This is a genomic window from Pseudoruegeria sp. SHC-113, assembly GCF_025376885.1.
Taxonomy (GTDB): domain Bacteria; phylum Pseudomonadota; class Alphaproteobacteria; order Rhodobacterales; family Rhodobacteraceae; genus Pseudoruegeria.
Genome location: NZ_JAHUBR010000001.1, coordinates 1,270,381 through 1,295,402, shown reverse-complemented (window position 1 = coordinate 1,295,402; position 25,022 = coordinate 1,270,381). Strand labels below are relative to the sequence as shown.

At 64.7% G+C, this 25,022-nt stretch carries 24 protein-coding genes; 15 read left to right on the top strand and 9 right to left on the bottom strand.

Translation table 11 applies throughout. From position 1 onward, the window contains the following. Window positions 1–78 precede the first annotated feature (78 nt). Together KVX96_RS06405 and KVX96_RS06400 are read right to left on the bottom strand one after the other, a co-directional pair. On the bottom strand, window positions 79–246 hold the full coding sequence (locus tag KVX96_RS06405; protein WP_261193494.1) for a DUF2256 domain-containing protein: 168 nt from the start codon (window positions 244–246) through the stop codon (window positions 79–81). Beyond that, window positions 246–1,754, bottom strand: a complete 1,509-nt coding sequence (locus tag KVX96_RS06400) for an FAD-binding domain-containing protein (RefSeq protein ID WP_261193493.1) — start codon at window positions 1,752–1,754, stop codon at window positions 246–248. The genes KVX96_RS06405 and KVX96_RS06400 overlap by 1 nt, the downstream gene beginning before the upstream one ends. Before the next feature lie 99 nt (window positions 1,755–1,853). On the opposite strand from KVX96_RS06400, the gene pepN reads away from it, so the two are divergent. Genes pepN through KVX96_RS06380 form a run of 4 tightly spaced genes read left to right on the top strand, consistent with a single transcriptional unit; the run spans window position 1,854 to window position 6,517 of the window. Continuing rightward, entirely contained in the window at window positions 1,854–4,406 is a 2,553-nt protein-coding gene (gene pepN, locus KVX96_RS06395) for an aminopeptidase N (protein WP_261193492.1), read from the top strand. A gap of 3 nt (window positions 4,407–4,409) precedes the next feature. After that, the gene (locus KVX96_RS06390) at window positions 4,410–5,159 is read left to right on the top strand and encodes an SDR family oxidoreductase (RefSeq protein ID WP_261193491.1); all 750 of its coding nucleotides are present in this window, start codon (window positions 4,410–4,412) and stop codon (window positions 5,157–5,159) included. 5 nt (window positions 5,160–5,164) lie between these two features. Then, window positions 5,165–5,590 (top strand): hypothetical protein, encoded by a 426-nt coding sequence (locus KVX96_RS06385; RefSeq protein WP_261193490.1) that lies wholly within the window; start codon window positions 5,165–5,167, stop codon window positions 5,588–5,590. 45 nt (window positions 5,591–5,635) lie between these two features. Then, window positions 5,636–6,517 carry a lysophospholipid acyltransferase family protein gene (locus KVX96_RS06380; protein WP_261193489.1) on the top strand — a complete coding sequence of 294 codons (882 nt, stop codon included), beginning with the start codon at window positions 5,636–5,638 and terminating at the stop codon, window positions 6,515–6,517. An 85-nt stretch (window positions 6,518–6,602) separates the two neighbouring features. Here the strand turns inward: KVX96_RS06380 and KVX96_RS06375 are convergent, their stop codons facing one another. Then, window positions 6,603–7,187: a lytic transglycosylase domain-containing protein gene (locus tag KVX96_RS06375; protein WP_261193488.1), complete on the bottom strand. Its 585-nt coding sequence runs from the start codon at window positions 7,185–7,187 to the stop codon at window positions 6,603–6,605. 243 nt (window positions 7,188–7,430) lie between these two features. On the opposite strand from KVX96_RS06375, the gene gatB reads away from it, so the two are divergent. From gatB to KVX96_RS06360, 3 genes are all read left to right on the top strand, one after another. Then, entirely contained in the window at window positions 7,431–8,945 is a 1,515-nt protein-coding gene (gene gatB, locus KVX96_RS06370) for an Asp-tRNA(Asn)/Glu-tRNA(Gln) amidotransferase subunit GatB (protein ID WP_261193487.1), read from the top strand. Window positions 8,946–9,160: 215 nt separating this feature from the next. Next, window positions 9,161–9,430: a PepSY domain-containing protein gene (locus KVX96_RS06365; RefSeq protein ID WP_261193486.1), complete on the top strand. Its 270-nt coding sequence runs from the start codon at window positions 9,161–9,163 to the stop codon at window positions 9,428–9,430. Window positions 9,431–9,468: 38 nt separating this feature from the next. After that, entirely contained in the window at window positions 9,469–9,975 is a 507-nt protein-coding gene (locus KVX96_RS06360; protein WP_261193485.1) for a helix-turn-helix transcriptional regulator, read from the top strand. Window positions 9,976–10,063: 88 nt separating this feature from the next. Here the strand turns inward: KVX96_RS06360 and KVX96_RS06355 are convergent, their stop codons facing one another. Further along, window positions 10,064–10,429, bottom strand: coding sequence for a DUF805 domain-containing protein (locus KVX96_RS06355; protein ID WP_261193484.1), 366 nt, complete (start codon window positions 10,427–10,429; stop codon window positions 10,064–10,066). 201 nt (window positions 10,430–10,630) lie between these two features. Here KVX96_RS06355 and KVX96_RS06350 point away from each other — a divergent pair, with 201 nt between their 5' ends. Together KVX96_RS06350 and KVX96_RS06345 are read left to right on the top strand one after the other, a co-directional pair. Next, window positions 10,631–11,239, top strand: a complete 609-nt coding sequence (locus KVX96_RS06350) for an NAD(P)H-dependent oxidoreductase (RefSeq protein ID WP_261193483.1) — start codon at window positions 10,631–10,633, stop codon at window positions 11,237–11,239. Window positions 11,240–11,242: 3 nt separating this feature from the next. Continuing rightward, the gene (locus KVX96_RS06345) at window positions 11,243–13,252 is read left to right on the top strand and encodes a cation:proton antiporter (RefSeq protein WP_261193482.1); all 2,010 of its coding nucleotides are present in this window, start codon (window positions 11,243–11,245) and stop codon (window positions 13,250–13,252) included. On the opposite strand, the gene KVX96_RS06340 is transcribed toward KVX96_RS06345, so the two are convergent. Further along, window positions 13,231–14,118 carry a LysR family transcriptional regulator gene (locus KVX96_RS06340; protein ID WP_261193481.1) on the bottom strand — a complete coding sequence of 296 codons (888 nt, stop codon included), beginning with the start codon at window positions 14,116–14,118 and terminating at the stop codon, window positions 13,231–13,233. The genes KVX96_RS06345 and KVX96_RS06340 overlap by 22 nt on opposite strands. Before the next feature lie 123 nt (window positions 14,119–14,241). On the opposite strand from KVX96_RS06340, the gene KVX96_RS06335 reads away from it, so the two are divergent. Both KVX96_RS06335 and KVX96_RS06330 read left to right on the top strand, forming a co-directional pair. Continuing rightward, window positions 14,242–14,460 carry a DUF1127 domain-containing protein gene (locus KVX96_RS06335; protein ID WP_261193480.1) on the top strand — a complete coding sequence of 73 codons (219 nt, stop codon included), beginning with the start codon at window positions 14,242–14,244 and terminating at the stop codon, window positions 14,458–14,460. Between the two features lie 154 nt (window positions 14,461–14,614). Continuing rightward, window positions 14,615–15,352: a Bax inhibitor-1 family protein gene (locus tag KVX96_RS06330; RefSeq protein ID WP_261193479.1), complete on the top strand. Its 738-nt coding sequence runs from the start codon at window positions 14,615–14,617 to the stop codon at window positions 15,350–15,352. A 153-nt stretch (window positions 15,353–15,505) separates the two neighbouring features. On the opposite strand, the gene KVX96_RS06325 is transcribed toward KVX96_RS06330, so the two are convergent. After that, the gene (locus tag KVX96_RS06325) at window positions 15,506–16,936 is read right to left on the bottom strand and encodes an aminotransferase class V-fold PLP-dependent enzyme (protein ID WP_261193478.1); all 1,431 of its coding nucleotides are present in this window, start codon (window positions 16,934–16,936) and stop codon (window positions 15,506–15,508) included. 209 nt (window positions 16,937–17,145) lie between these two features. On the opposite strand from KVX96_RS06325, the gene KVX96_RS06320 reads away from it, so the two are divergent. After that, window positions 17,146–17,610: an Lrp/AsnC family transcriptional regulator gene (locus KVX96_RS06320; RefSeq protein ID WP_261193477.1), complete on the top strand. Its 465-nt coding sequence runs from the start codon at window positions 17,146–17,148 to the stop codon at window positions 17,608–17,610. A 72-nt stretch (window positions 17,611–17,682) separates the two neighbouring features. Here the strand turns inward: KVX96_RS06320 and KVX96_RS06315 are convergent, their stop codons facing one another. The 3 genes from KVX96_RS06315 to KVX96_RS06305 form a co-directional block, all read right to left on the bottom strand. Beyond that, a complete protein-coding gene (locus KVX96_RS06315; RefSeq protein ID WP_261193476.1) occupies window positions 17,683–18,765 on the bottom strand; it encodes a DbpA RNA binding domain-containing protein in 1,083 nt (360 codons plus the stop codon). A 141-nt stretch (window positions 18,766–18,906) separates the two neighbouring features. Beyond that, window positions 18,907–19,527 carry a 30S ribosomal protein S4 gene (gene rpsD / locus KVX96_RS06310; RefSeq protein WP_261193475.1) on the bottom strand — a complete coding sequence of 207 codons (621 nt, stop codon included), beginning with the start codon at window positions 19,525–19,527 and terminating at the stop codon, window positions 18,907–18,909. Window positions 19,528–19,736: 209 nt separating this feature from the next. Next, window positions 19,737–20,189 carry a DUF1489 family protein gene (locus KVX96_RS06305; RefSeq protein WP_409977085.1) on the bottom strand — a complete coding sequence of 151 codons (453 nt, stop codon included), beginning with the start codon at window positions 20,187–20,189 and terminating at the stop codon, window positions 19,737–19,739. 127 nt (window positions 20,190–20,316) lie between these two features. Between KVX96_RS06305 and KVX96_RS06300 the strand changes: the two genes are divergently transcribed. From KVX96_RS06300 to KVX96_RS06290, 3 genes are all read left to right on the top strand, one after another. Further along, entirely contained in the window at window positions 20,317–22,614 is a 2,298-nt protein-coding gene (locus KVX96_RS06300; RefSeq protein WP_261193473.1) for an adenosylcobalamin-dependent ribonucleoside-diphosphate reductase, read from the top strand. Between the two features lie 188 nt (window positions 22,615–22,802). Then, a complete protein-coding gene (locus KVX96_RS06295; RefSeq protein WP_261193472.1) occupies window positions 22,803–23,720 on the top strand; it encodes a lipid A deacylase LpxR family protein in 918 nt (305 codons plus the stop codon). 191 nt (window positions 23,721–23,911) lie between these two features. Then, entirely contained in the window at window positions 23,912–24,988 is a 1,077-nt protein-coding gene (locus KVX96_RS06290) for a Hint domain-containing protein (RefSeq protein WP_261193471.1), read from the top strand. The last annotated feature ends 34 nt before the right edge of the window (window positions 24,989–25,022 follow it).

The following is a 25,022-nucleotide window of genomic DNA, read 5'->3' as shown; positions in this document are numbered from 1 at the left end:
GTTACGCAAAAAGTTTCCGATAGTAAACAGCTTTGGTAAATTTACTTTACCAATTTTACCAAGGCAGGCGAAACACCTTCAATCTGTTTTTGAAACCCGGCGGGCAGAGCGGCATTTGTCCGAACAATAGCGCACAGACTCCCAGTCCTTCGCCCACTTGCGCCGCCATGTGAAAGGCCGGCCACAACAGGCGCATGTTTTGCTGGGCAAATCGCGCTTCTCCACCCGCTTCCCACCGCGCCGCATCAGAGGCCCAGATCCAGCTGGCGGGCATCGCCGCGCGCAGGCTTGCGGCGGCGGGTGCGGGGCGGTTTGCGGCTGGCATGCGCCTTGACCACTTTCGCCGCCGCCTCGCGAAACCCGGCCTGCCTGCGCACCGCAAACACCGCTTCCCGCGCCGCGCGGGCGCTCTCTATCGGGTCCACGAGCGGCTGCGGGTAGCGCGCACCCGAGAGCGCGCCTGCGCCGCTCCATGCCCAGGGGGTTTGCAGGAAGGCCTCCGGCACCTCGGAGAGTTCGGGCAGCCAGCGGCGGGTGAAGATACCGTCCGGATCCTGCTCCTGCCCCTGTTTGACCGGGTTGTAGATGCGCACCGTGTTCATCCCCGTCACGCCGCTTTGCATCTGGCACTGGCTCAGGTGAATGCCCGGCTCGTAATCGGTGAACCGCTGCGCCAGCAGCGGCGCGGTGGCACGCCAGTCGAGCCAGAGGTTGTAGCTCGCGAAAGACATCACCATCGCCCGCATGCGGAAATTAAGCCAGCCGGTGTGGGCGAGCATCCGCATGCAGGCGTCCACGAACGGCACGCCGGTCTCGCCCGCGAAGAAGGCGTTGAGCCGGATCTGATCGGGTGTGCGCGGGCGCAAGGCCTCGTAAGCGGGATGCAGGCAAGCCAGTTCCAGCCGGGGGGCGTCTTCGAGCTTCTGCATGAAGTGATCGCGCCACGCGAGCCGTGCCTGAAAGCTCGCAAGGCTGCCGCGCCAGCCGGTGCGCGTGCCTTTCACCTCGGCCTGCCGCGCCGCGCCTGCATGGGCCGCCTCGCGCGGTGACAGCGAGCCGAAGGCCAGATGCGGCGAGAGGCGCGAACAGGCGGCTTCCCCTTCCAGTGGCGAAGACATTGCCTTGCGGTAGTGCTGCCCGCGCTCGGAGAGGAAACCGCCCAAACATGACAATCCTTCAGCGCGCCCGCCCCTCTGGCGCGCCGGGCAGGGATCGGGCGCGGCCAGATCCTGTGGCGCGTTACCAGCGGTGAGCGGATCGGAGAGGGCGGCCACCGGGCTTAGCGAACAAGGCTCCAGAAGGGGGCCACGAAAGCGCGCGGTGCGCCGGGACGCCCAGCCATCGCGCCCGGGTGAGCGGCGCTCGATGCCCGGCTGTGCCACCTCCTGCCAATCCACGCCCCGCGCCTTCGCCCACTCGCCCACGCGCAAATCGCGGCGGAATGTCCAGAGATTGCCCGTTTCCTCATGGCTCACGAGCCGCCTCACCCCATGGGAACGGCGCAGATCCTCCAGCACCGCCACTGCATCGCCGGTGCGGATCTGCAGGGGCGCGCCCAGCGCCGTGAGATCACGCGCCAGTTCGGGGAGGCATTCGCGCAGGAACGACCATTGCCGCCCCGAGCTGTCGGGCAGCGCCCAGTATTCGGGCTCGCAGATATAGAGCGGGATCACCGGCCCCTGCCCCGCCGCCAGCCGCAGCGCGGCATTGTCCTGCACCCGCAGATCACGTTTGAACCAGAGGATCGTCGCCATCACCGGCCAGATAGCGCGCAGGTGAAGGGCGGAAAGCCCGCCTTGCACCCGGAGGCCAAACCGCTACACCTTACCGCCAACAGCATATGGAGAGCCGCGATGAAAGATGCCGCGCCGCAGACGATCTACCTGTCGGATTACACCCCCTTCGGCTACCGCGTCGAGGACGTACACCTCACCTTCCGCCTCGCGCCAGAGGCGACGCGGGTGGTGTCGAAGATCCGCTTTTCGCCGAACCCGGAAGCAACGGAACGGCGTTTCTTCCTGCATGGCGAAGATCTGAAGCTGATCGGGGCGAAGATCGACGGCGCGCCCATCACCCCGCGCCTTGTGGAGGGCGGGCTTGAGGCCGATGTGCCCGACGCGCCCTTCCTTTGGGAAGCCGAGGTCGAGATTGCTCCGGCAAAGAACACCGCGCTTGAGGGGCTCTACATGTCGGGCGGGATGTATTGCACCCAATGCGAGGCCGAGGGCTTCCGCAAGATCACCTTCTACCCCGACCGCCCCGACGTGATGGCCACCTTCACCGTGCGCATCGAGGGCGAGATGCCGGTGCTGCTATCCAACGGCAATCCGCTCGGCGCAGGGGAAGGCTGGGCCGAGTGGCATGATCCTTGGCCCAAACCGGCTTACCTCTTCGCGCTGGTGGCGGGCGAGCTGGTAAACCACCCGGATCGTTTCACCACGATGGAGGGGCGCGATGTGGAGCTCAACATCTGGGTGCGCCCCGGCGATGAAGACAAATGCGCCTTCGGGATGGACGCCCTAAAACGCTCCATGCGCTGGGATGAGCAGGTCTATGGCCGCGCTTACGACTTGGACATTTTCAACATTGTCGCCGTGGATGATTTCAATATGGGCGCAATGGAGAACAAGGGGTTGAACATTTTCAACTCTTCCTGCGTTCTGGCCAGCCCGGAAACCAGCACGGACGCCAACTTCGAGCGCATCGAGGCGATCATCGCTCATGAGTATTTCCACAACTGGACGGGCAACCGCATCACCTGCCGCGACTGGTTCCAGCTCTGCCTGAAGGAAGGGCTCACCGTCTTCCGCGACCAGCAGTTCACCGGCGACGAGCGCAGCCACGCCGTGGCGCGCATCGACAACGTGTTGGCCCTGCGCGGCCGCCAGTTCCGCGAGGACAACGGCCCCCTCGCCCACCCGGTGCGCCCGGAAAGCTTTGTGGAGATCAACAACTTCTACACCGCAACAGTGTACGAGAAGGGTGCCGAGATCATCGGCATGCTCAAAACGCTTGTCGGCGATGAGGCCTACCGCAAGGCGCTGGATCTCTACTTCGAGCGCCACGACGGCGACGCCGCCACCATCGAGGACTGGCTGAAGGTCTTCGAGGATGTCACGGGCCGCGATCTGGCACAGTTCAAGCGCTGGTACAGCCAGGCCGGCACCCCGCGCCTGAAGGTGGAAGAAGCCTATGAGGCAGGCACTTACACGCTGACCTTTACGCAAGAAACGCCGCCCACGCCGGGCCAGCCCGAGAAAGACGCCCGAGTCATCCCGATCCTTGCCGGCCTGCTGAACGACAATGGCGACGAGATCGTCCCTACGCGCCTGCTGGAAATGACGGACACCACCCAGAGCTTCACTTTTGAAGGCCTCTCGGGCAAACCCGTCCCCTCCCTGCTGCGCAATTTCTCCGCCCCTGTGATCCTGCAGCGCGACAGCACCAACGCCGAGCGCGCTTTCCTGCTCGCCCATGACACCGACCCGTTCAACAAATGGGAGGCCGGGCGCGCGCTCGCCAAGGACGTGCTCGTGCGCATGATCACAGAGGACGCGCCCGCCGATCCGGCATATCTGGACGCGCTGCAAGCCGTGGCCCGCGATGACAGCCTCGATCCCGCCTTCCGCGCGCTGGCCCTGCGCCAACCCGGCGAGGAAGATCTGGCCCAGACGCTCTACGACGCAGGCCGCACCCCCGATCCCGCCCGCATCCATGAGGCCGCCGAAACCCTCGCGCAGGCCCGCGCTGAAGCGCTGCAGGATCTGCTGCCCCGCCTCTATGCCGAGTTGCACGTGCCCGGCCCCTTCAGCCCCGATGCGGAAGCTGCCGGCAAACGTGCCCTGCAGAACACAGTGCTCGGCCTGCTCTCGCGCCTTGATTCCGGCGCGGCCGCGCGCAAGCAATATGCGCAGGCCGACAACATGACGATGCAGCTGGGCGCGCTCGCAAGCCTGCTGACCATCGAGCGCGGCAAGGAACAGGCCGCCGCCTTCTACGCGCAGTGGAAGGAGGATCGGCTGGTGGTGGACAAATGGTTCGGCCTGCAGGTCGCCTGCGCCGCACCGCAAGCCGCTGCCGAAACCGCGCAGAGCCTCACGGAGCATCCCGATTTCACCTGGCGCAACCCCAACCGCTTCCGCGCCGTCTTCGGCAGCCTCGCCGCCAACCCGGCCGGCTTCCACCACGCAAGCGGCGCGGGCTACGCGCTTCTGGCGGACTGGCTGATCCGGCTCGATCCGGTGAACCCGCAAACCACCGCCCGGATGTGCTCGGCCTTTGAGACATGGAAGCGCTATGATGCGGACAGGCAGGGGCTGATCGAAACCCAACTTGCGCGTATCCTCGCAACACAAGGCCTGAGCCGCGACACGACGGAGATGGTCACACGCATCAAGGGAGATTGAACAATGCGCCGCAAAACCATGCTGATCACCGGGGCCTCTTCCGGCATCGGGGCCGCGCTTGCGGAATTGGCCGCGTCCGAGGGTTGGGACATCGGGCTGAACTACCGCGCCGATGAAGCCGCCGCCAAGGAAGTGGCCGCGAAGGCCGAGGCCGCCGGGGCCAAGGTGGCGCTGCTGCCGGGCGATGTTTCAAACGCGCAGGACGTGGAACGCATGTTCACGCGCTTTGACGCGGAACTCGGCCAGCTTGATGCGCTCATCAACAACGCGGGTATCGTGGGCGAGGCCAGCCGGGTGGAGGATCTCCCCAAGGAGCGCCTTGAACGTATGTTCGCGGTGAACGTGCTGGGCAGCATCTACTGCGCGCAGGAAGCCGTGCGCCGCATGGCACATCGCCACGGTGGCAAGGGCGGCAGCATCGTCAACGTCTCCTCCGTGGCCGCGCGTCTGGGCTCGGCAGGCGAATACGTGGATTACGCCGCCTCCAAGGGCGCGATCGACACTTTCTCCAAGGGGCTGGCCGATGAGAACGCCCGCGACGGCATCCGGGTGAACGTCTTGCGGCCGGGAATCACCGCCACGCCGCTCCACGCAAAGGGCGGCGCGCCGGGCCGCGAGGAACGCCTGAAGGACAAGATCCCCATGGGACGCCCCGGCGAAGCGCGGGAAATCGCCGAGGCCATCCTCTGGCTCGCAAGCGATCGCGCCTCCTACGTGACAGGCGCCTTTCTGGACGCCAGCGGCGGACGCTAGCCCCGGTGCTGCCCTACCGGTTTGAAACCCGCGGCAAGAACGCCAAGAACTACGCCGCCCTTACGGGGCTGGCTGTGGCCTTCGCCGGCCTTCTCGCGCTTGGGGCGACGATCTGGTTTCTGCTGATCGTTCAAGGGCTTGCGGCCTTCATCCTCTGGGATGTGCTGACCGACCGACGCGCCAGCCTTGCGATCAGCACCGCAGGCCTCAGCTGGCACTCAGGCAAGCGCGGCGAAAGCCTTGCGCTGTCTGAGATCGGCCGCCTGAGGCTTTCGCGACGGCTCGATTTCTCCCACGCGGCCACCGTTTACGATCGCGATGGCCGCCGCCACCCGATCCCGTGGGAATGCCTGCCGCCGATCCCTGCCTTCAAGGCGGCGGCGCAGGAGGCTGGCATTGAAGTGGAAACGGTCTTATTTTCATTGGTCTAGAACCAATGTCATAGAATTTTTGCGGATCTTTGTTTGGGTTGCCCCATGAAAGACAGACTTGATCCCTTGATCGAAGACCGTGCCAAGTGGCTGTTTTCGTCCAACCCCTTTGCCCGCACCGCCAAGGCGGGGCTCAACGGGCTGCTTGGCTACCAGCACACGCTGGATCTGGGCGAGGCCCTGAAAGACAAGCCCGCATCCGAGATCATGGATCACGTCGCCGCCCGTCTGGCCCGGCAGGTGCAGGTCACGGGGTTAGAGCACATCCCCGCCCATGGCGCGGCGCTGATCGTAGCCAACCACCCGACGGGCATCGCCGATGGCGTCATGCTCTGGCACGCCCTCGCCACGCGCCGCCCGGATCTCTTCTATTTCGCCAACCACGACATCCTGCGCGTGCTGCCGCAGATGGAGGCGCTCATCGCCCCGGTGGAGTGGCGCGAGGAAAAGCGCACCCGCGCCAAAACCCGCGCCACGATGGACTACATGCGCGCAGCAATGGCGGAGGACCGGCTCGGCGTGATCTTCCCCTCCGGCCGCCTCGCCAAACGCCGCGGCCTGCGCCTGCATGAACGGCCGTGGATGGCCTCCGCCGCGATGATGGCGCGCAAGTTCGATTTGCCGGTGATCCCAATCAACATCCGGGCCCGCAACTCGGCGCTCTTCTACCTCTTCGACGTGATCCACCCCTCCTTGCGGGACATCACGCTCTTCCACGAAACCCTGAACAAACACCGCCAGCCCTACCGCATCACCATCGGCGCGCCGATCACCCCTGCAGATCTCCCCGCTCAGGCCAGCGACGGGATCGAGGTCCTGCGCGCTGCCACGCTGGCGCTGGGCGGCCAGCACGCGCCCGCCGTCTCCCTGCTGGACAGCAGCCGCCCGCTGGCATGGCCCAAAGGCACGGCGCCTGCCGCAACCTGACCCTTTATCTTGGTAAAAATATCCTGGGGGAGCGCTCCGCAGGCGTGTCGGGGGCAGCGCCCCCTCCCCGTCAAACTGGAAAGCGCTACTTCTGGCAGTAGTCCTGCTGACGCGTCCAGGCCGCCATATCGGCGCGTTTGGAGGCCGAGCGGAACGGCGCCCAATCGCGTGCCATGCCCGGCCAAGGCGAAGACGTCCCGGACACCACGCCGCCCTTGGGCACCTGTTTCTCCATGATCTTCACGGCACATTCGAGGTTCTTGGCCCCGACGAACAGCTCGCTGCGATCCAGCTCGCAGCCGTAGTAATTCGCGCTCATCGGCGCGATCTGCACGAGCCCGAGCCACCGCCCACCGCCGCCAGCAGCCTTCGGGTTCCAGGTGCTTTCATGCTTGGCCAGCGCCGAGAGAACCCCTGTCCAGAACGCCGCACGCTCCTCGGGGCCGTTTTCAGGATAGGCCGGGCACCAGGTCTCGGTGTCAGCGGGCACCATCTCCAGCAGGGATTGGCCGTTTTCCAGCAGGGCCGCAATCGTCGCTTCCGTCCAGACGTCGCTTTCAGGGCGGAAATCCCAGCGCATTACGGGGAGCGCCTCGATCTCGGCCTCCGTCTCGTTGAAGGATGCATCACTGCAACCGGCGATCAACACGGCCGCAATACAAGCGGCCACGGACGCTCTTACGGAGGCTTTGAAGGGGGCGAAGCTGCGCATCCTGCGCCTTTATAGCTGTTTCACTCGCGCGCGAAGATGCCTGCACAGGGTGATTCCGTCTATCCGCTTGAGTCGCGATGCACGGAAATCCGCCGATGGGCTCTTGCGCCCGTCCAAACCCCCATTTGCGCCCGCAAGGCTTGCCCCTTTCCGCGCCCTGCCCTAGAAGGCAAATCGATCAACCCGAAGGACGCCGAAACCATGCTCGACCTGACCTACACAGCCCCCGCGCCCAAAGTCATCGCCGGTGCGAAAGAGGATTGGGAACTCGTGATCGGGATGGAGGTGCACGCCCAGGTCTCATCCAACGCCAAGCTCTTCTCCGGCGCTTCCACGCGCTTTGGCGCGGAGCCCAACGCCAACGTCGCCTTCGTGGACGCCGCCATGCCCGGCATGCTGCCCGTGATCAACGAATTCTGCGTCGCGCAGGCCGTGCGCACGGGGCTTGGCCTGAAGGCCGCGATCAACCTGTTTTCGGCCTTTGACCGCAAAAACTACTTCTACCCCGACCTGCCGCAGGGCTACCAGATCAGCCAACTCTACCACCCGATCGTGGGCGAAGGCGAAATCCTCGTGGACATGGGCCCCGGCGTGGGCCGCATGGTGCGCATCGAGCGCATCCACCTGGAGCAGGACGCCGGCAAATCGGTGCACGACATGGATCCAAACATGTCCTTCGTGGATCTCAACCGCACCGGCGTCGCGCTGATGGAGATCGTCTCCCGCCCCGACATCCGCGGCCCCGAAGAAGCCGCCGCGTATATCGTGAAGCTGCGCCAGATCCTGCGCTACCTCGGCACCTGCGATGGCAACATGCAAAACGGCAACCTGCGCGCCGATGTGAACGTTTCCGTCTGCCGCCCGGGCCAATACGAGAAATATCAGGAAACGCAGGATTTCAGCCACCTCGGCACCCGCTGCGAGATCAAGAACATGAACTCCATGCGCTTCATCCAGCAGGCCATCGATTATGAAGCCCGCCGCCAGATCGCCATTCTGGAAGACGGCGGCAGCATCGATCAGGAAACCCGCCTCTACGATGCCGACAAGGGCGAAACCCGCTCCATGCGCTCCAAGGAAGAGGCGCATGACTACCGCTATTTCCCCTGCCCCGACCTTCTGCCGCTGGAGATCGAGCAGGGCTGGGTCGATGACATCGCCGCCTCCCTGCCCGAACTGCCCGACGCCAAGAAGGCGCGCTTCGTCGGCGACTACGGCCTGAGCGAATACGATGCCTCGGTGCTGACAGCGGAAGTCGAAAGCGCTGATTTCTTCGAGAAGGTCGCCGCCGTAGGCGAAGACGGCAAGCTCGCCGCCAACTGGGTCATCAACGAGCTCTTCGGCCGTCTGAAGAAAGAAGATCACGACATCACCGAAAGCCCGGTGAGCCCGGAGCAACTGGGCGGCATCATCAAGCTGATCACCAAGGGTGACATCTCCGGCAAGATCGCCAAGGATCTGTTTGAAATCGTCTACACCGAAGGCGGCACCCCGGCCGAGATCGTCGAGGCCCGCGGCATGAAACAGGTCACCGACACCGGCGCCATCGAGGCCGCCGTGGACGAGGTGATCGCCGCCAACCCCGCACAGGTGGAAAAAGCCAAGGCCAATCCCAAGCTCGCGGGCTGGTTCGTCGGCCAGGTGATGAAAGCCACCGGCGGCAAGGCCAATCCGAAGGCGGTGAACGAACTGGTCGCAAAGAAACTCGCGCAGTAGGCCGGACCCGGCCAACTGCCTGTTCCGTAAAGCCCCTGGCATGCCCATGCCGGGGGCTTCCTCGTTTTCGCGATCGATTTCAGCCCTTTTCCCCATAAACCTTCGGCCAGATTGCCCCGATTTCTGCCGAAGGTTGATGGCGCCAGCCCCAGCCAGTGCCCTGATGAGGACAAGCCGCACCAACGCGGCCCACCCAATCCACAAGGAGCACCAGAATGACCTTTCTTCAGAAATCCATCATCGCCGCCGCCTCTGGTCTTGCGATCCTCCCCATCGCCGCTGTCGCCCAGCTGACTGCCGGGGACCCGGTTGGGATGACGGACGCAGAAATCCGTGCCAAGATCGAGGCCGCCGGCTACACGGTTCTCGAAATCGAACGCGAAGACGGCGAGATCGAGGTCGAAGCCGAACGGGACGGCATCACCTGGGAGATCGAACTGTCGGACGTCGATGGCACGATCCTCGAAATCGAAGAAGACGACTAACACGAGCGCCGCGCGCCTCTGACGGAAAAGGAGCCCCCATGACACGGCATCCCCTGCTCTGGGGGCTCTTCGCCCTACAAGCCTTCTGCGCCCTGTTTTTCACCGGCGATGCGCTGGTGGATGTGCTTGGGCTGGAAGGCCGGCTTCCTTTTGCCGAAAGCGACACCTTCGAGTATGTCATCTCCGCCGCCCTGGTGCTGAGCCTTGTGTTCACCGGGCGGGAGTTGCGGCGTGCAGCGCGGCGCGAAAAAAACATGGAACGCCAGATCGGCATCGCCTCGGGCGCGTTCGCGGAGCTTCTCGCCGAGCAGTTCGCGGATTGGGACCTCACAGCCACAGAGCGCGATGTGGCGCTGCTGGCCATAAAGGGGCTTTCCGTTGCCGAGATGGCGGAGGTCAGATCGGTTGCCGAAGGCACGGTCAAAGCCCAATGCGCCGCGGTCTACCGCAAGGCCGGGGTCAGCGGGCGGCTACAATTGATGAGCCTGTTTCTCGACGAATTGATGGCCGATGGTCTGCCAATGCGAGAGGCCGCCCCCACCTAACCCGCTTTTCCTCTCGCGGCAAATACCTCGGGGGGAGCGCCGCAAGGCGCGGGGGGCAGCGCCCCCCCTTACCACTTTTCCACCCGCGTCAGGCCAGTGGGTTGGGCGCACCAAAATCGTTGCTGCCGTCCTGGCTCGGCTGGACGTAGAAATAGATCAGGATCAACCCGCCGATCAGCGGGATGAAGGCCAGGAGGAGCCACCAGCCGGATTTGCCGATGTCATGCATCCGGCGCGCCGCCACGGCGATGTTGGGCAGCAGCAGGCCGAGGCTCACCAGCCAGGAGATCGGCTGCCCGCTTTCCGGCGCGGTGCCGAAGATCATCGCGTCGATGATCGAGGTGATCAGCAAGGTGATCAAGACAGCCAGCCACCACCACCAGAACTCCGCGCGCGGGGCGCGGCCGGTGAACGTGGCGTAGTTGGACAAGACACGGCGTACAGCAGCCTGCATGGTGGGTCTCCCTGTTTGTTCCCTGTGAGCAGCCTAGCGGGTTATTCCGGTCTGCCTAGCCAAAGAAAAGGAAGGGGGGGCACTGCCCCCCCGCCCCTTCGGGACTCCCCCCCGAGGTATTTGAAGCGAGAGGAAAGGGTTGGCCTTTGGTCTGTCTGGGTTAGACTTCCCGCAGCGACGCGACGATCAGGAGGCCCGAAAATGGCAAAGCTGCTGCTCTACTATGCCCACCCGGGCCACAGGCATTCCCGCGCGAACCGCGCGATGTGGGAGGAGGCGCGGCAGGTGACCGGGATCAGCCGGGTGGATCTCTATGCCACCTACCCGCGGTTTGACATCGACATCGAGGCTGAACAGGCGCGGCTGCTGGCGCATGACGTGATCCTCTTCCAGTTCCCGCTTTTCTGGTATTCGACGCCCTCGATGGTGAAGGAATGGATCGATCTCGTGCTGGAGCATGGCTTTGCCTATGGCGCGGGCGGCACGCAGCTGGCGGGCAAGGCGATGATGCTGGCCGTCACCGCGGCCGGGCCGGAAAGCGCCTATAGGCCGGAAGGCTATCAGCATTTCGACATGCGCACCTTCCTGACCCCGTTGGAGCAGACAGCGCGGCTCTCAAAAATGCAGTTCCTGCCGCCCTATGTGCTTTATGGCTCCCTGAAAGCTGCCGCCGCCGAAGCGCTTGGCCCCCATGCCGCGGGCTACCGCCAGCTATTGGAAGCGCTGCGCGATGACCGTTTCGACATGGCTAAAGCCGGGGCGCCCGGCGTGCTGACCCATGACACCCTGCCCCTGAAAGCGGAGGTCTGAGCCATGGAAAGCTTCCTGCTACTTGCCTTCATCTTCCTCGTGGCCGGGGTGATCGCCGTGCCGCTGGCCTCGCGGTTCGGGCTTGGCTCCGTGCTGGGTTACCTGCTTGCCGGGATCGCGATCAGCCCGATCCTCGCCGCGCTCAACGTGGATGTCATCAGCCTGCAGCATTTCGCCGAGTTCGGCGTGGTGATGATGCTTTTCCTTGTCGGGCTAGAGCTTGAGCCGCGCCTCTTGTGGGAGATGCGCCACCGTCTGCTGGGGCTGGGTGGCCTTCAGGTGGCGCTGACAGCGGGGCTGGTGATGGCGGCCGCCCTGGCGATGGGCCTTCCGTGGAGCATTTCGCTGGCGATCGGCCTTGTTGTTTCGCTCTCTTCCACCGCCATCGTGCTGCAGACGCTCAACGAACGCGGGTTGATGAAGAGCGACGGCGGGCAGGCCAGTTTCTCGGTGTTGCTGTTTCAGGACATCGCGGTGATCCCGATGCTGGCGCTGATCCCGCTGCTGGCGATGCCGGAGCTGATGGAGAGCTTCAACGCGGCGGACAGCGCGGGCCACGGAGACGCCCACGGTAGCGCGCATGGTGATACGCATGGGGATAGCCATAGCGAAGGACACGACGACGGGCACGGCCCCTCCGGCCCGGCCTGGATCGAGACGATCCCCGGCTACCTGCGCGCGCTTGTCACCATTGCGGCCATCGGTTTCGTGGTGGTCGCCGGCTCCCTGCTCACCCGCCCCGTGTTCCGCTTTGTGGCCATGGCGAACCTGCGCGAGCTGTTCACCGCCACCGCACTGATGATGGTGATCGGCATTGCCGTGCTGATGAGCCTCGTCGGCCTTTCCCCGGCCCTTGGCACCTTCTTGGCCGGCGTGGTGCTGGCCAACAGCGAGTTCCGCCACGAGCTGGAGAGCGACATCGACCCGTTCCGCGGCCTGCTTCTGGGGCTCTTCTTCATGACGGTCGGCGCAGGGATCAACTTCGGCCTGCTGGGCGCGCAGATCTTCACCGTGCTGGGGCTCACGCTCGGGCTGATGCTGCTCAAGGCCGCCGTCCTGCTGGGGCTGGCGCTTGCTTTCCGCATTCGCGGCGCGGACAAGGCGCTGTTCTCGCTGGGCCTCGCGCAGGCGGGCGAGTTCGGCTTCGTGCTGCTGTCCTTCACCGTCGCCAACGATGTGATCCCCTCGGCCATCGCCGATCAGCTTCTGCTGGTGGTGGCGCTTTCGATGCTCTTCACGCCGGGGCTCTTCATCCTTTACGACAAGGTGATCGTGCCGCACATGGCGTCGGTGCCCACGCGGGCGGCTGATGACATCGACGAAGCCGGGCCGATCATCATCGCGGGCTTTGGCCGCTTCGGCGGCATTGTGAACCGCATCCTGCTGGCGGCGGGCCACAAGACGGTGGTGCTGGATCACGCCTTCGAGCAGCTCGAAATGCTGCGCGCCTTTGATGCGCAGGTGTTTTACGGCGATGCCACCCGGCCCGACCTCTTGCATGCCGCTGGGATCGAAGAAGCCAAGATGCTGGTGGTTGCCATCGACGACGAGCACCGGATCACCGAGCTGACGCGCTACGTCAGCCAGAACCACCCGCATGTGCATATCGTGGCGCGGGCGCGCAACCGGCACCACGTGTATGAGCTATTCGCCGCCGGGGCCGGTGACATCATCCGCGAGACCTTCGACAGCTCCCTGCGCGCCGGGCGCAGCGCGCTGGAGGCGCTTGGCGTGCACCCTTTCGAGGCCGAGCGCATGGTGCGCGGCTTTGAGCGGCAGGACCGCAAGCAGCTGCGCGAGCTGGCCGGGCTCTATGATCCGAATGTCCCCGCCCATGAGAACGCGCCCTATGTGGCCCGCGCCAAGGAGATGCGCGCCGAGATGGACGCGGAGATGCGAGGCTCAGGCAATGCTTTCGGCAACCGCTTCCAACGTGGGTGGGTGCCGCCGTCTAGCAAGGATGTCGAGGCAGAAACGGCCGAAGCAGGTGATCAGGAGGCCGACACCGCCTGAAGCTGTGGCCGCCCGGCCTTGGCATAGGCCTGCCGGATCAGCCCGGCCAGATCCTGCAGCACAGGTGTGGCGGCCATCTCGGCCACGTAGAGGTTGATCTTCTTGCCGGTCAGCTCCGGCAGTGCGCCATTGTGGGGGATGCGCTCAAGGTAAGGCGGCTCCATGCCCGCAAGCGAGGTGTGCACCGCCAGATCGGCCGACACACTGGCCTCGATGGTGCGGGTGGAATCGCTTTCCACCGCCATCTCCCACGGGATTCCCGCCGTATCCAGCGCCGCCTGCACCGTGCTGCGAAACAGGCAGTTGTGCTCATAGGCCAGCCGCAGTGGGCGCTGCTTCCAGGCGTGGCCGCCCGGTGCCCCGACCCAGATCAGCGGCAGGCTGCGCAGGGTCTCGCCGCCGGCATCGCAGATGTCTTCGGTGGTGAGGATCAGATCGCATTCGCCACGGGCAAACTGCGCCTTGAGGTTGCGCGTGTAGCTCGACAGCAGCTGGACCTTCACGCGCGGGTATTCGGCGTTGAAGCGCTGCAGAACCTGCGGAATTGCGGGGTAGACGATGTCATGCGGCACGCCCAGCACCACCTCGCCCTCAAACGCCTGATGGGTGAGCCGCGCATAAACCTCATCATTGAGCTGCAGCATCCGGCGCGCATAGCCCAGAAGCTGCTCCCCGGCGGCAGTGAGCGCGATGCCCCGGCCCGACCGGTCCAGTAACTGCAGATCGAGGGACTCTTCCAGACGTTTGAGCTGCATCGACACCGCCGATTGCGTGAGGTTCAAGAACCCGGCTGCGCGGGTCACACCACCGGCTTCGGCAACGGCCACGAAAGAGCGCAGGGCGGTGAGATCGAGGTTCCGGGGCATATCAACATCCGTGATGTATTGGGCAAAAATGATTTATTTCAAAAATAGACCACGCCACGCCATATACATCAACAAGAATTATCGAACCCCTACCATACATCACGGAATGGAAAGGAAAGACCCATGCAAGCCTACGCCTCCCACACCCGCGGTGCCGCCGTTCAGACCGCCCGCCGCCCCTTCCTCGCCCGCCTTCTGGCCGCCGACGCTGCCTGGCGCCAGCGCCAAGCCCTCAAGGCGCTCGACGCCGCCGCGCTCGCCGATATCGGCCTGACCCGCGCCGAAGCCGAGGCAGAATCCGCCCGCCCCTTTTGGGACGTGCCCGCCACTTGGCGCAACTGAGTACCCCAGTCGCCCCATGATAGCGCGCGGCTGGCGGAAATCGGCCAGCCCCGCGCCCGGAAATCCTTGAAATCCCCGCCATCTGCCCCGATATTTGCGAGGAAGGCGGCCGCATTGCTTTGCATGCCGCCCATCTGACAACTTGGAGGCATGAATGGCTCAATTCGATACGGTCCGCGCCCAGTCAGGCGCTCGCGCCGCGCAGATCGACGAAGGTCTGCGGACGCATATGAACAAGGTCTACGCAACGATGTCGGTCGGCACGCTGCTGACCTTCCTCGTGGCATGGGCCGTCGGCTCCTCGCCGGAGCTGATGTCGATCTTCCGCGATCCGGTGACGCTGAAAATGAACATCCTCGGCTGGGTCGTGATGTTTGCCCCGCTGATCATGGTCTTTGCCTTCGGCGCGGCGATCAACCGCCTCTCCGCCGCCGGCGCGCAGCTGTTCTTCTACGCTTTCGCCGCCGTGATGGGGCTGTCGATGGCCTGGATCTTCATCGCCTTCACCGGCACGTCGATCGCGCAGGTCTTCCTCGTGACCTCCATCGCCTTCGCGGGCCTTTCGCTGGTGGGCTACACCACCAAGAAAGACCTTTCCGCGATGGGCAGCTTCCTGATCATGGGCGTGATCGGCCTTGTGGTCGCCTCGCTGATCAACATCTGGCTGGGCAGCCCGGCGATTGCCTTCGCCGTGTCGATCCTCGGCGTGCTGATCTTTGCAGGCCTCACCGCCTATGACACGCAGAAGATCAAGAACGACTACCTCGCCCATGCGCATTCGATGGACAGCGAGTGGCTCGGCAAAGCCGCCATCATGGGCGCGCTGAGCCTCTACCTCGACTTCATCAACATGTTCATGTTCCTGCTGCAGCTCTTCGGCAACCGCGAATAAGCGCAGACGGATCTGGAAACGAAGAGGCCGGTGTGAAAGCACCGGCCTTTTTTTTAAAGCGGAGGAGCGGGGGCTCTGCCCCCCGCACCTCCGAGGTATTTGAAGCGAGAGGAAAGCAGGGGCGTTTGCTGTCTCCGAATTCTCGCGGCAGCCTCAGGCGGCGCGAGCGGGTTTGAAGCGGGCGGTGGAGGGATCGGCCGCGTAGAGCGGGGCGAGGTCCGCGCAGCGCTCGGTGAGGGCGTTGACGGAGTCGATCACGTAGCGCGCCGTTTCCTCGCTCATCAGGTAGCTGAAGTTCAGCCGCACCCAGCCCGGTTTGCGCAGCTCGCGCCCTGCCTGAAGATCGGAGAACAGCGCTTCGGAAGCGGCGCGGTCGATCCCCAGCAGCCGGTGGGCGTAAGGGCCGGCGCAGGCGCAGCCGCCGCGCGCCTGGATGCCGTAGACATCTGAGAGCATGCGCGTGAAGAGCTGCTGGTGCACCGGATTGCCTTCGCGGTCTCGGACGAGGAAGGAATAGATCGGCAGGCGATGCGGATGCCCCGCCCCCAGAAGCGACAGGCGCGGGTTGCTTTGCCAGCCCGCAAGCGCGGCCGCGTTGTGGGCGCATTCGCGTTCGGCGATCACGTCTTCGCCCACGGCCTCTTTGACGAGGAAGGCGAGCGCGGCGCGGATGTCACCGATGACGTTCGGCGTGCCGGCCTCTTCGCGGGTGGCCAGATCGCGGGAGTATTCATGCCCCCAGGGCGAGACGAAGGAAACGGTGCCGCCGCCGGGCCAGCTGGGCGCATTGCGCGCGACGGCGGCCTTGCGCAGGATCAGCACGCCGGAGGCACCGGGGCCGCCCGGAAACTTATGCGGCGAGACGACGACGGCGTCCTTGGCGGCATCGCTGCCCGTGCCCATGGTGATCGGCAGGTAAGGCCCGGCCCCGGCGTAATCCCAGACAGCCTTCGCGCCGTGCGCCTTGAGGAGCCGCGTCACCGGATCGGGATCGGTGATGATGCCCGTCACGTTGGAGGCTGCGGAGAAAGCGCCGATCCTGAGGTCGGCATCGCCATGGGCTTTCAGGGCCTCTTCCAGTGCCGCGAGATCCGGCCCACCGGTCTCGGCACATTCCGGGATCTCTACAACCTGCGCCCCGCTTTCGCGCCAGGGCAGGATGTTGGAGTGATGCTCATAGGGGCCGATGAAGACGACAGGCTTGCGCGCCTGGGCAATACCGAAGAGCGACACCAGCCGGTTCAGCCCGGCCGTCGCCCCGGCCCCTGCGAAGATCACCGCGCAGTCTTCCCCAGCCCCGGTGATCCGCGCGATCTCGGCCCGGGCTTCGCGGCGCAGGCGGGTCATGTAGCCGCCGCAGTAGGAGGCCTCGGTATGGCTGTTGGCGTAATAGGGCAGAACAGAGGACGCGATGAAGTCTTCGACCTGCCGCAAGGCCCTGCCCGAGGCAACATAGTCGGCATAGACCAGCGGCACATCCCCATGCAGGCCGGGAATCATCGCGCCCTCACCGATCAGGCCTGCCCTCAGCTCTCCCAGCAGGGCCGGGGTCTTGAGTGAGTGGTGGAACTGGGAGAGGGTCATGTGATCGGTATCCTTCGTGCTCGTGGAAGGAATATGGCGGCAGAGACGCGAGGAAACGCCCCCAGTTTATGCGAATTTACGCCAGATTTTGGGTCTAAATGAGAGATGTATATCTCACTGCGTGTCAAATGACACCCGCTGTAGAAAAATCCAGATCAACGGACTGGAACCCGCTTGCCATGCCCGCCGCTGTCGCCTTCACTGCCGCCATGGCAGACAAACCCCTTGATCAGATCGATCTCCGCATCCTCGCCGAGCTCCAGAAAGACGCCTCGCTCTCCCAGCGCGATCTGGCGGAGCGTGTCGGCATGTCCCAGAACGCCTGCTGGCGGCGGCTGAACGCGCTCAATGCGCGCGGCGTGCTGCAGGGCGCGCGCGCCCGGATCGACCGCAAGCAGACAGGGCTCGGGCTCGTCGTCTTCGTGATGATCCGCACCCGGCACCATTCGGCGGACTGGCTCAAGACCTTCCGCCGTCATGTGCTGACGATCCCCGAAGTGATCGATTTCCACCGCATCAGCGGCGACTACGACTACCTGCTGAAAGTCGTGACCGAGAGCATGGACAGCTACGATGGCGTCTACCAGCGCCTGATCGAAGGGGTGGAACTGGACAGCGTGACCTCCTTCTTCGCGATGGAAGCCATCGCCGAGGAACGTCCACTGCCGCTCTGACGCGCGCCACAGGCACCAGAATACGGAAAACGCCGCCCATGGGGCGGCGTTTGCAATTGGATTGACTGAAGCTTAGCCGCGCTTGTTGGCGGTATGGGGGCGCCCGCCGCCCTTCTTGCGCAGCGAGACGCTGGCATCGGCCATGTTCGGACGCGCCGCCGGCTTGGGGCCAGGCTTGCCGCCCGGTTTGGCAAAGCCCTTGCCCTTGGGCTTGTCGCCATAAGCTTTGGGTTTGTCACCGAAGGATTTGGGTTTGCCGCCGTAGGGTTTGTCGCCACCACGGTCGTCATCGCGCTTGCCTTTGTAGCCACCCTGATAGCCACCGCGATCCTCATCGCGCTTGCCCTTGTAGCCGCCACGGTCACCGCCGCGGTCGTCATCACGCTTGCCCTTGTAGCCGCCCTGATAGCCGCCACGGTCGTCATCGCGCTTACCCTTGTAGCCGCCCTGATAGCCGCCACGATCCTCATCGCGCTTGCCCTTGTAGCCACCCTGATAGCCACCGCGATCATCGTCGCGCTTGCCCTTGTAGCCACCCTGATAGCCACCGCGATCACCGTCGCGTTTGCCTTTGTAGCCGCCACGGTCACCATCACGGCCGCCTTTGTAGCCGCCGCGATCCCCACCACGGTGATCCGGGCGGCCGCCGGGGCGCGGGCCGCGAGAGGGAAAGTTCGGCTCGCCGTCAAGGCGTGTGACCTCGATGTTGTCTTCCAGCATCATGGACTCGCCGATGGCTGCGAAGAAGGTCTCCTCGCAGGAGAGATCGAGCTGCACGAAGGTTTCCTCGTCGCGCACGCGGATCGCGCCCACGGCGGCTTTTTCGATCTTGCCGTTGGTCAGCAGCATCGGCAGCAGCCAGCGCGCCTCCGCCTTGCGGTCATGGCCCAGCGACAGGCGCACCCAGAAGCACTCGGCGAACTCATCGCGCGCCACAGAGGGTTTCTTCTCATCGCGGGCGGGCTTGCGCGCGGCAGCCGCTTCCTGCGCCACGAATTGCGCCACGAAAGCCGCTGCAATGGCCTCGACGCCATGGGCGTCCAGCAGGAGCGCCGCTGCTGCCCGAGCCTGCGCATCGGCCTCCGTGTTCAACACGGGCGCGGCAGAGATGCGCTCCGCGAGCGCGGCGGCTTTGGCTTCGATGTCATCGGTCATGGCGGCAGTCCTTTGCGCCGGAACTGTGCCGGCAAGGGAGGGAGGAGAAAGGGGCAGTATACACGGGAAGGGGGGAAGAAACGAAAAAGGAGGGCCGCGCCGGATGCGCAGCCCTCCCAATCGCGGGGTCGCGGCAGAGGCTTAGTTCTGCGCGTAGTATTCGATGACGAGGTTGGGCTCCATCACCACCGGGTAGGGCACGTCGGACAGGCCGGGGGTGCGCACGAAAGTGGCGGTCATTTTGGAGTGATCAACTTCGAGGTAGTCGGGCACGTCACGCTCTGCGAGGGCAGCGGCTTCCAGCACGATGGCCAGTTGCTTGGATTTCTCGCGGACTTCGATCACGTCACCTTCCTGCACGCGGTAGGAGGGGATGTTCACGCGCTTGCCGTTCACGAGCACGTGGCCGTGGTTCACGAACTGGCGGGCAGCGAAGACAGTCGGCACGAATTTGGCGCGGTAGACAACAGCGTCCAGACGGCGCTCGAGCAGGCCGATCAGGTTCTCGCCGGTGTCACCCTTCACACGCTCTGCATCGCTGTAGATGCGGCGGAATTGTTTCTCGGTCAGATCGCCGTAGTAGCCTTTCAGCTTCTGTTTGGCGCGCAGCTGGATGCCGAAATCGGAGAGTTTGCCCTTGCGGCGCTGGCCGTGCTGGCCGGGGCCGTATTCGCGGCGGTTCACCGGGGATTTCGGACGGCCCCAGATGTTTTCGCCCATGCGGCGATCGATTTTGTACTTGGCAGACGTGCGTTTGGTCACGGCTGATCTCCTTCGTTAGGTCCGCGCCCGAAGGCGCATATGAAGGGCGTTGTCCTTAACCTTGCGGCTGACAGGCATCCCCTTGCGGGGGCCACCAACACCAAATGAATAGCCCGGCTGCGAGAGCCGGGATGGCGGGCTTATACAGCCGCGCCGGGTGGTGTCAACGGCAAAAGGCGGACGCGCAGCAAAAGAAGGCCGCGAAAGGCCTAAAGCACGCCGATCTCGGCCAGCGCGGCGCTCAGTTCCGGCGGCAGGGCCTCTTCCTGTGCGGCGCGGGCGCGCAGGTCGGGCGGGCTGTCGGCGGGGGCGAGGTAGCGCCAGCCCTGAAACGGGCGGCGCGGCACGGCGGCCGTGCGCACAACGTCCGGATCCAGCACGATGCCGCAGCGGCGGATGCCGTCCTCCCCGATCACCTCATCCAGCCGCAGGATGCGCTGGCGAGCGAGAATCATGCCCTTGAACACCCAGTAGAGCGAGCCACCCGCCAGAAGCTCGGCCTCGCGCTTGGGCCACATCCGCGTCACGTGGCGCAGCTCGAAATCCGGATCCGCCGCCCGGCGTGCCGCCTGCCAGCCCTCCAGATCCTCCACCGCCTCGGCCCCGACGCAGAGTTTGACAAGATTCACAGGTTTATCCACAGAGTCGTCCCCAGATTTCATAGATATTGTAGCACCACGATTGGCGGCTTCAATCTCTTGTGGGTCTGCCCCCCTTTTGCTAGATTGCCTGCCTGTGTTTTCGACATAGATCACACCCCCATGCCGACGCCACTCACCGGAGCCTGAAATGACCCGCTTTGCCGCCCCCATCGCCGAACAGATCTGGGATATGAAATACCGTCTGAAAGCCGCTGACGGCAGCCCGGTCGATGTAACGGTGGAAGACAGCTGGCGCCGCATCGCCCGGTCGCTCGCCGAGGTGGAGGCCGAGCCGGCCGCATGGGAAGGCAAGTTCTACGAAGCGCTGGAGGATTTCAAATACCTCCCCGCAGGCCGCATCACCGCGGGCGCAGGCACGGGCCGCGCGGTGACACTGTTCAACTGCTTCGTCATGGGCACGATCCCCGACAGCATGGGCGGCATCTTCGACATGCTGAAGGAAGCCGCGCTCACCATGCAGCAGGGCGGCGGCATCGGCTATGATTTCTCCACCATCCGTCCGCGCGGCGCGGATGTGAAAGGCGTGGCCGCCGATGCCTCGGGGCCGCTCTCCTTCATGGACGTCTGGGACGCCATGTGCCGCACCATCATGAGCGCGGGCTCCCGCCGGGGCGCGATGATGGCCACCATGCGCTGCGATCACCCCGACATTCAGGATTTCATCACCGCCAAGCAGGATCCCGCGCGGCTTCGGATGTTCAACCTCTCGGTGCTGGTGACGGATGCCTTCATGGAGGCTGTGAAGGCCGATGGCAGCTGGGAGCTGGTGTTTGACGGCAAGGTCTACCACACGGTGCAGGCGCGCGATCTGTGGAACAAGATCATGAAAGGCACCTATGATTACGCCGAGCCCGGCGTGATCTTCATCGACCGCATCAACCAGATGAACAACCTCGCCTATTGCGAGCAGATCGCCGCCACCAACCCCTGCGGCGAGCAGCCCCTGCCCCCCTATGGCGCCTGCCTGCTGGGCTCGGTGAACATGGCCCGCCTCGTGAAGAACCCGTTCGAGGCGAATGCCGCGCTGGATGAGGCCGCGCTGGATGATCTGGTGCGTATGGCCATCCGCATGATGGACAACGTAGTGGATGCCTCCCGCTTCCCGCTGGAAGCCCAGGCGCAGGAAGCCCAGGCCAAGCGCCGCATCGGCCTAGGCGTGACGGGGCTTGCCGATGCGCTGCTGATGGTCGGCCTGCGCTATGGCTCCGAAGAGGCCGCCGCGCAGACCGAAGCCTGGATGAAGCAAATCGCACGGGCCTCTTATCTGGCCTCCGTGGAACTCGCGAAGGAGAAAGGCCCCTTCCCGCTGTTTGACGCCGAGGCCTACCTCGCCTCCGGTTCGCTCCAGCACATGGACGACGACGTGCGCGAGGCGATCCGCACCCACGGCATCCGCAACGCGCTGCTCACCTCCATTGCCCCCACCGGCACGATCAGCCTTTACGCCGGCAATGTCTCCTCCGGGATCGAGCCGGTGTTTGCCTATGCCTACAAGCGCAAGGTGCTGCAGAAGGATGGCTCGCGCACCGAGGAAGAAGTGGTGGATTACGCCGTGCAGCTCTGGCGCGAGAAATTCGGCGACACCCCGCTGCCCGATCACTTCGTAAACGCCCAGACGCTCGCCCCGCTTGATCACGTGCGAATGCAGGCGGCGGCGCAGAAATGGATCGATTCCTCGATCTCCAAGACAATCAACTGCCCCGAGGATATCTCCTTCGAGGATTTCAAAGACGTCTACATGGAAGCCTGGGATACCGGCTGCAAAGGCTGCACCACCTACCGCCCCAACGATGTGACGGGCTCGGTGCTGAGCGTCAGCGAAGAAAAGAAAGAAAAGGACGCCCCCACCGTTGTGGCTTCCGGCGATGACGAGCCGCAGATGCCCCACGGCGACGTGATCTACATGTCCGAGCCGCTGGACCGCCCGCAGGCACTGGAGGGCAACACCTACAAGCTGAAGTGGCCCGACAGCGAACACGCGATCTACCTGACGATCAACGACATCATCATCAACGGCCACCGCCGGCCCTTCGAGGTCTTCATCAACTCCAAGAACATGGAGCATTACGCCTGGACGCTGGCACTGACGCGGATGATCTCCGCGGTGTTCCGGCGTGGCGGCGATGTCTCCTTCGTGGTGGAAGAGCTGAAAGCGGTGTTCGATCCGCGCGGCGGGGCGTGGATCCAGGGCAAATACATTCCGTCCATCCTCGCAGCCATCGGCGGCGTGATCGAACGCCACCTGATCACCATCGGCTTCATCGAGGGCGAAGGCATGGGGCTGAAGAGCGATCCCAAGGCCGAGGCTGTTGCCGTGGGCGAAGCCCCGCGCGGCAAGGCCTGCCCCTCCTGCGGGCAATATGACATGCAGATGGTCGAGGGCTGCATGACCTGCCGCTCCTGCGGCCACAGCAAATGCGGCTAACATAGTCTTGTGGGCTGCCCGTTTTCGCGGCAACCTGAGGGCTAGTGTGGTGCTCAAGCCTCAATCAAAGCCGCGCCCCGCTCCGGGCGCGGCTTTTTTGGGGTTTCCGCCTTTTTTGGGCCACATGGCTCCGCTACAGTGGCGGCAACAACAAAGAAGCAGTTCTACAGGCAAAGTTAGGAGCAGAGATGCGCAAGGCTCTCATCGGGCTTCTGTCCGCAGCGATCACGCTTGCGGCACCCGCACTCGCACAGGATTGGCGCGGCGTTGGCACCGGCCGCCTTCTCACCAACGATCTCATTGGCGATGGCCACGACCGCTGGCGCACCGGTTCCTATGTGGTGTCCAAGGTCTATGGCCGCGAGGATTGGACAGGCCGCCGCCCGGCCGGCTTCGGTGAATTGGTGGAGCTGCGCTTTCGCGGCGAGATCCTGCAGCCCGAGACGCTGGGCTTCGTGGACCCGACAGACCGCCGCTATGCCGGTGTGCTGACCTTCGGCGCGCACAGCCACTTCCAGATGCGCGGCACCGAGATCAGCCTCGGCGGCGATCTGGTGCTCGTGGGCGAGGACACCGGGCTTTCCTCCCTGCAGGACATCCTGCACGACTGGATCAGTGCCCCCTCCCCGAGCGAGGCTGTGCTGGCCAACCAGCTGGGCAACAAGCTCTACGGCGCTGTTTCCGGCGAGATGGCGCAACCGCTGCGCTTCGGCGAAAACCACCTGCTGCGCCCCTTCATCGAGGGCCGCGCGGGCGAGGAAACGCTGGTGCGCGCGGGCTTTGACTACATCTTCGGCAAGATCGGCCAGAACGAACTGCTGCTACGCGACGTGAGCTCGGGCCAGCTTTATCGCGGCACCCGCGATTTCGATCCCGGCACCTCCTTCGTGCTGGGCGCCGACATTGCCAAGGTGTTTGACTCGATCTACTTGCCCGAAGAAGACGGGTTGGAGCTGACGGATTTCCGCACCCGCGCCCGCGCCGGTTTCCACTGGCAGCAAGGCAACGCGGGCTTCTTCTACGGGCTTTCCTACCTCGGCGAGGAATTCGAGACCCAATCCGAGGGCCAGTTTGTCGGCTCGCTGCGACTGCACTGGGCCTTCTGACGGCGCTTGCCTCGCCGTACAGAAATGAACGGGCGTTTCGGCGCCCGTTTGTCGTTTCTGCGGGCTCCGTGCAACAGCGGCCGCCCGGCCCTGCCTCTTCCGTATAGATCGGTCAGAAAAAGCTTTGCGCGCTGATTCGCCGGTGTTACCGTCCGTGGCACAAAAAAGAATAAAATGGCAGGCATACAGGTATGGACACGGGCTTTCGCGGCACGTTTGTCATCTCCTGGACCCAAACAGAAACCGACGGCCAACAGGCCGCGGATCCACGTGCCCTCGTCGTGGGCGCCACTTGGCGTTGGCGAGGGGAGGCTGTCCGGGTGGACGGCCCCGGCAACGTGTTGGTTCTGGGCGGATCAGGCGGGGCAAGCGCGGATCGGAAAACAGCGGCGCGCGCGGTACGCAAACTGGTGGGCGCGGCGATGGGGCAAAACGCTGGCACAGGCGCGCCCCAGGATGGCCACTTTGAATATGACGAGCCGCTGATGGAGGCGGGCTTTACCGTCACCGACGGGCGGCGCAGCTATACGGCGTCGATCATCGACACCGGGCCGCAGCGCAACGCGCTGATCATGTTCCTCAACGAGCTGCCGCCGCAGGGCGTGGAGCTTTGGGTCGTGCACCGCGCGCTGGACGTGCGGCAAGGCCGGGGCAGCGACGCGCCGCAGGGGGTGATCTGCTTCACCGCAGGCACCACGATCCTGACGGAGCGCGGGCCGCGCCTTGTGGAAGAGCTCACCGAGGGCGACAGGCTGCAGACGAAGGACGACGGCATGCAAGCCATCCGCTGGGTTGGCAAGCGCCGGATCAGCGGCGCGCGGCTTTACGCGATGCCGGATTACCGCCCGATCCGCATCCGCGCCGGGGCGTTTGGCGACGGCGATCCGCGCGAGGATCTGCTGGTTTCGCCCGATCACCGGATGCTTCTGCGCGGGCGCGAGGCGCAGGCGCTGTTCAACAGCGACGAGGTGCTCGTTGCGGCGCGTGATCTATTACAGCACCGCGGCGTGCAGCGCGATCTGGCGGCGCGGGAGGTGACCTATTTTCACCTGCTGCTGGACCGGCATCAGATCGTCTGGGCCAATGGCGTGGAGACCGAAAGCTTCCACCCGGCCAACACCGGGCTTGGCGCGATCGAGGCACCGCAGCTGGCCGAACTGGCGCAGGTGCTGCCCGGCATCGAGGCCGACCCCCACACCTACGGCGACTACGCCCGGCGCAATCTCTCGGCCTCCGAGGCCGCGATCCTGCTGCACGAGGCGGCTTAGTACGAAAGAGTTCCGCCCGACAGGCACTGTCGGG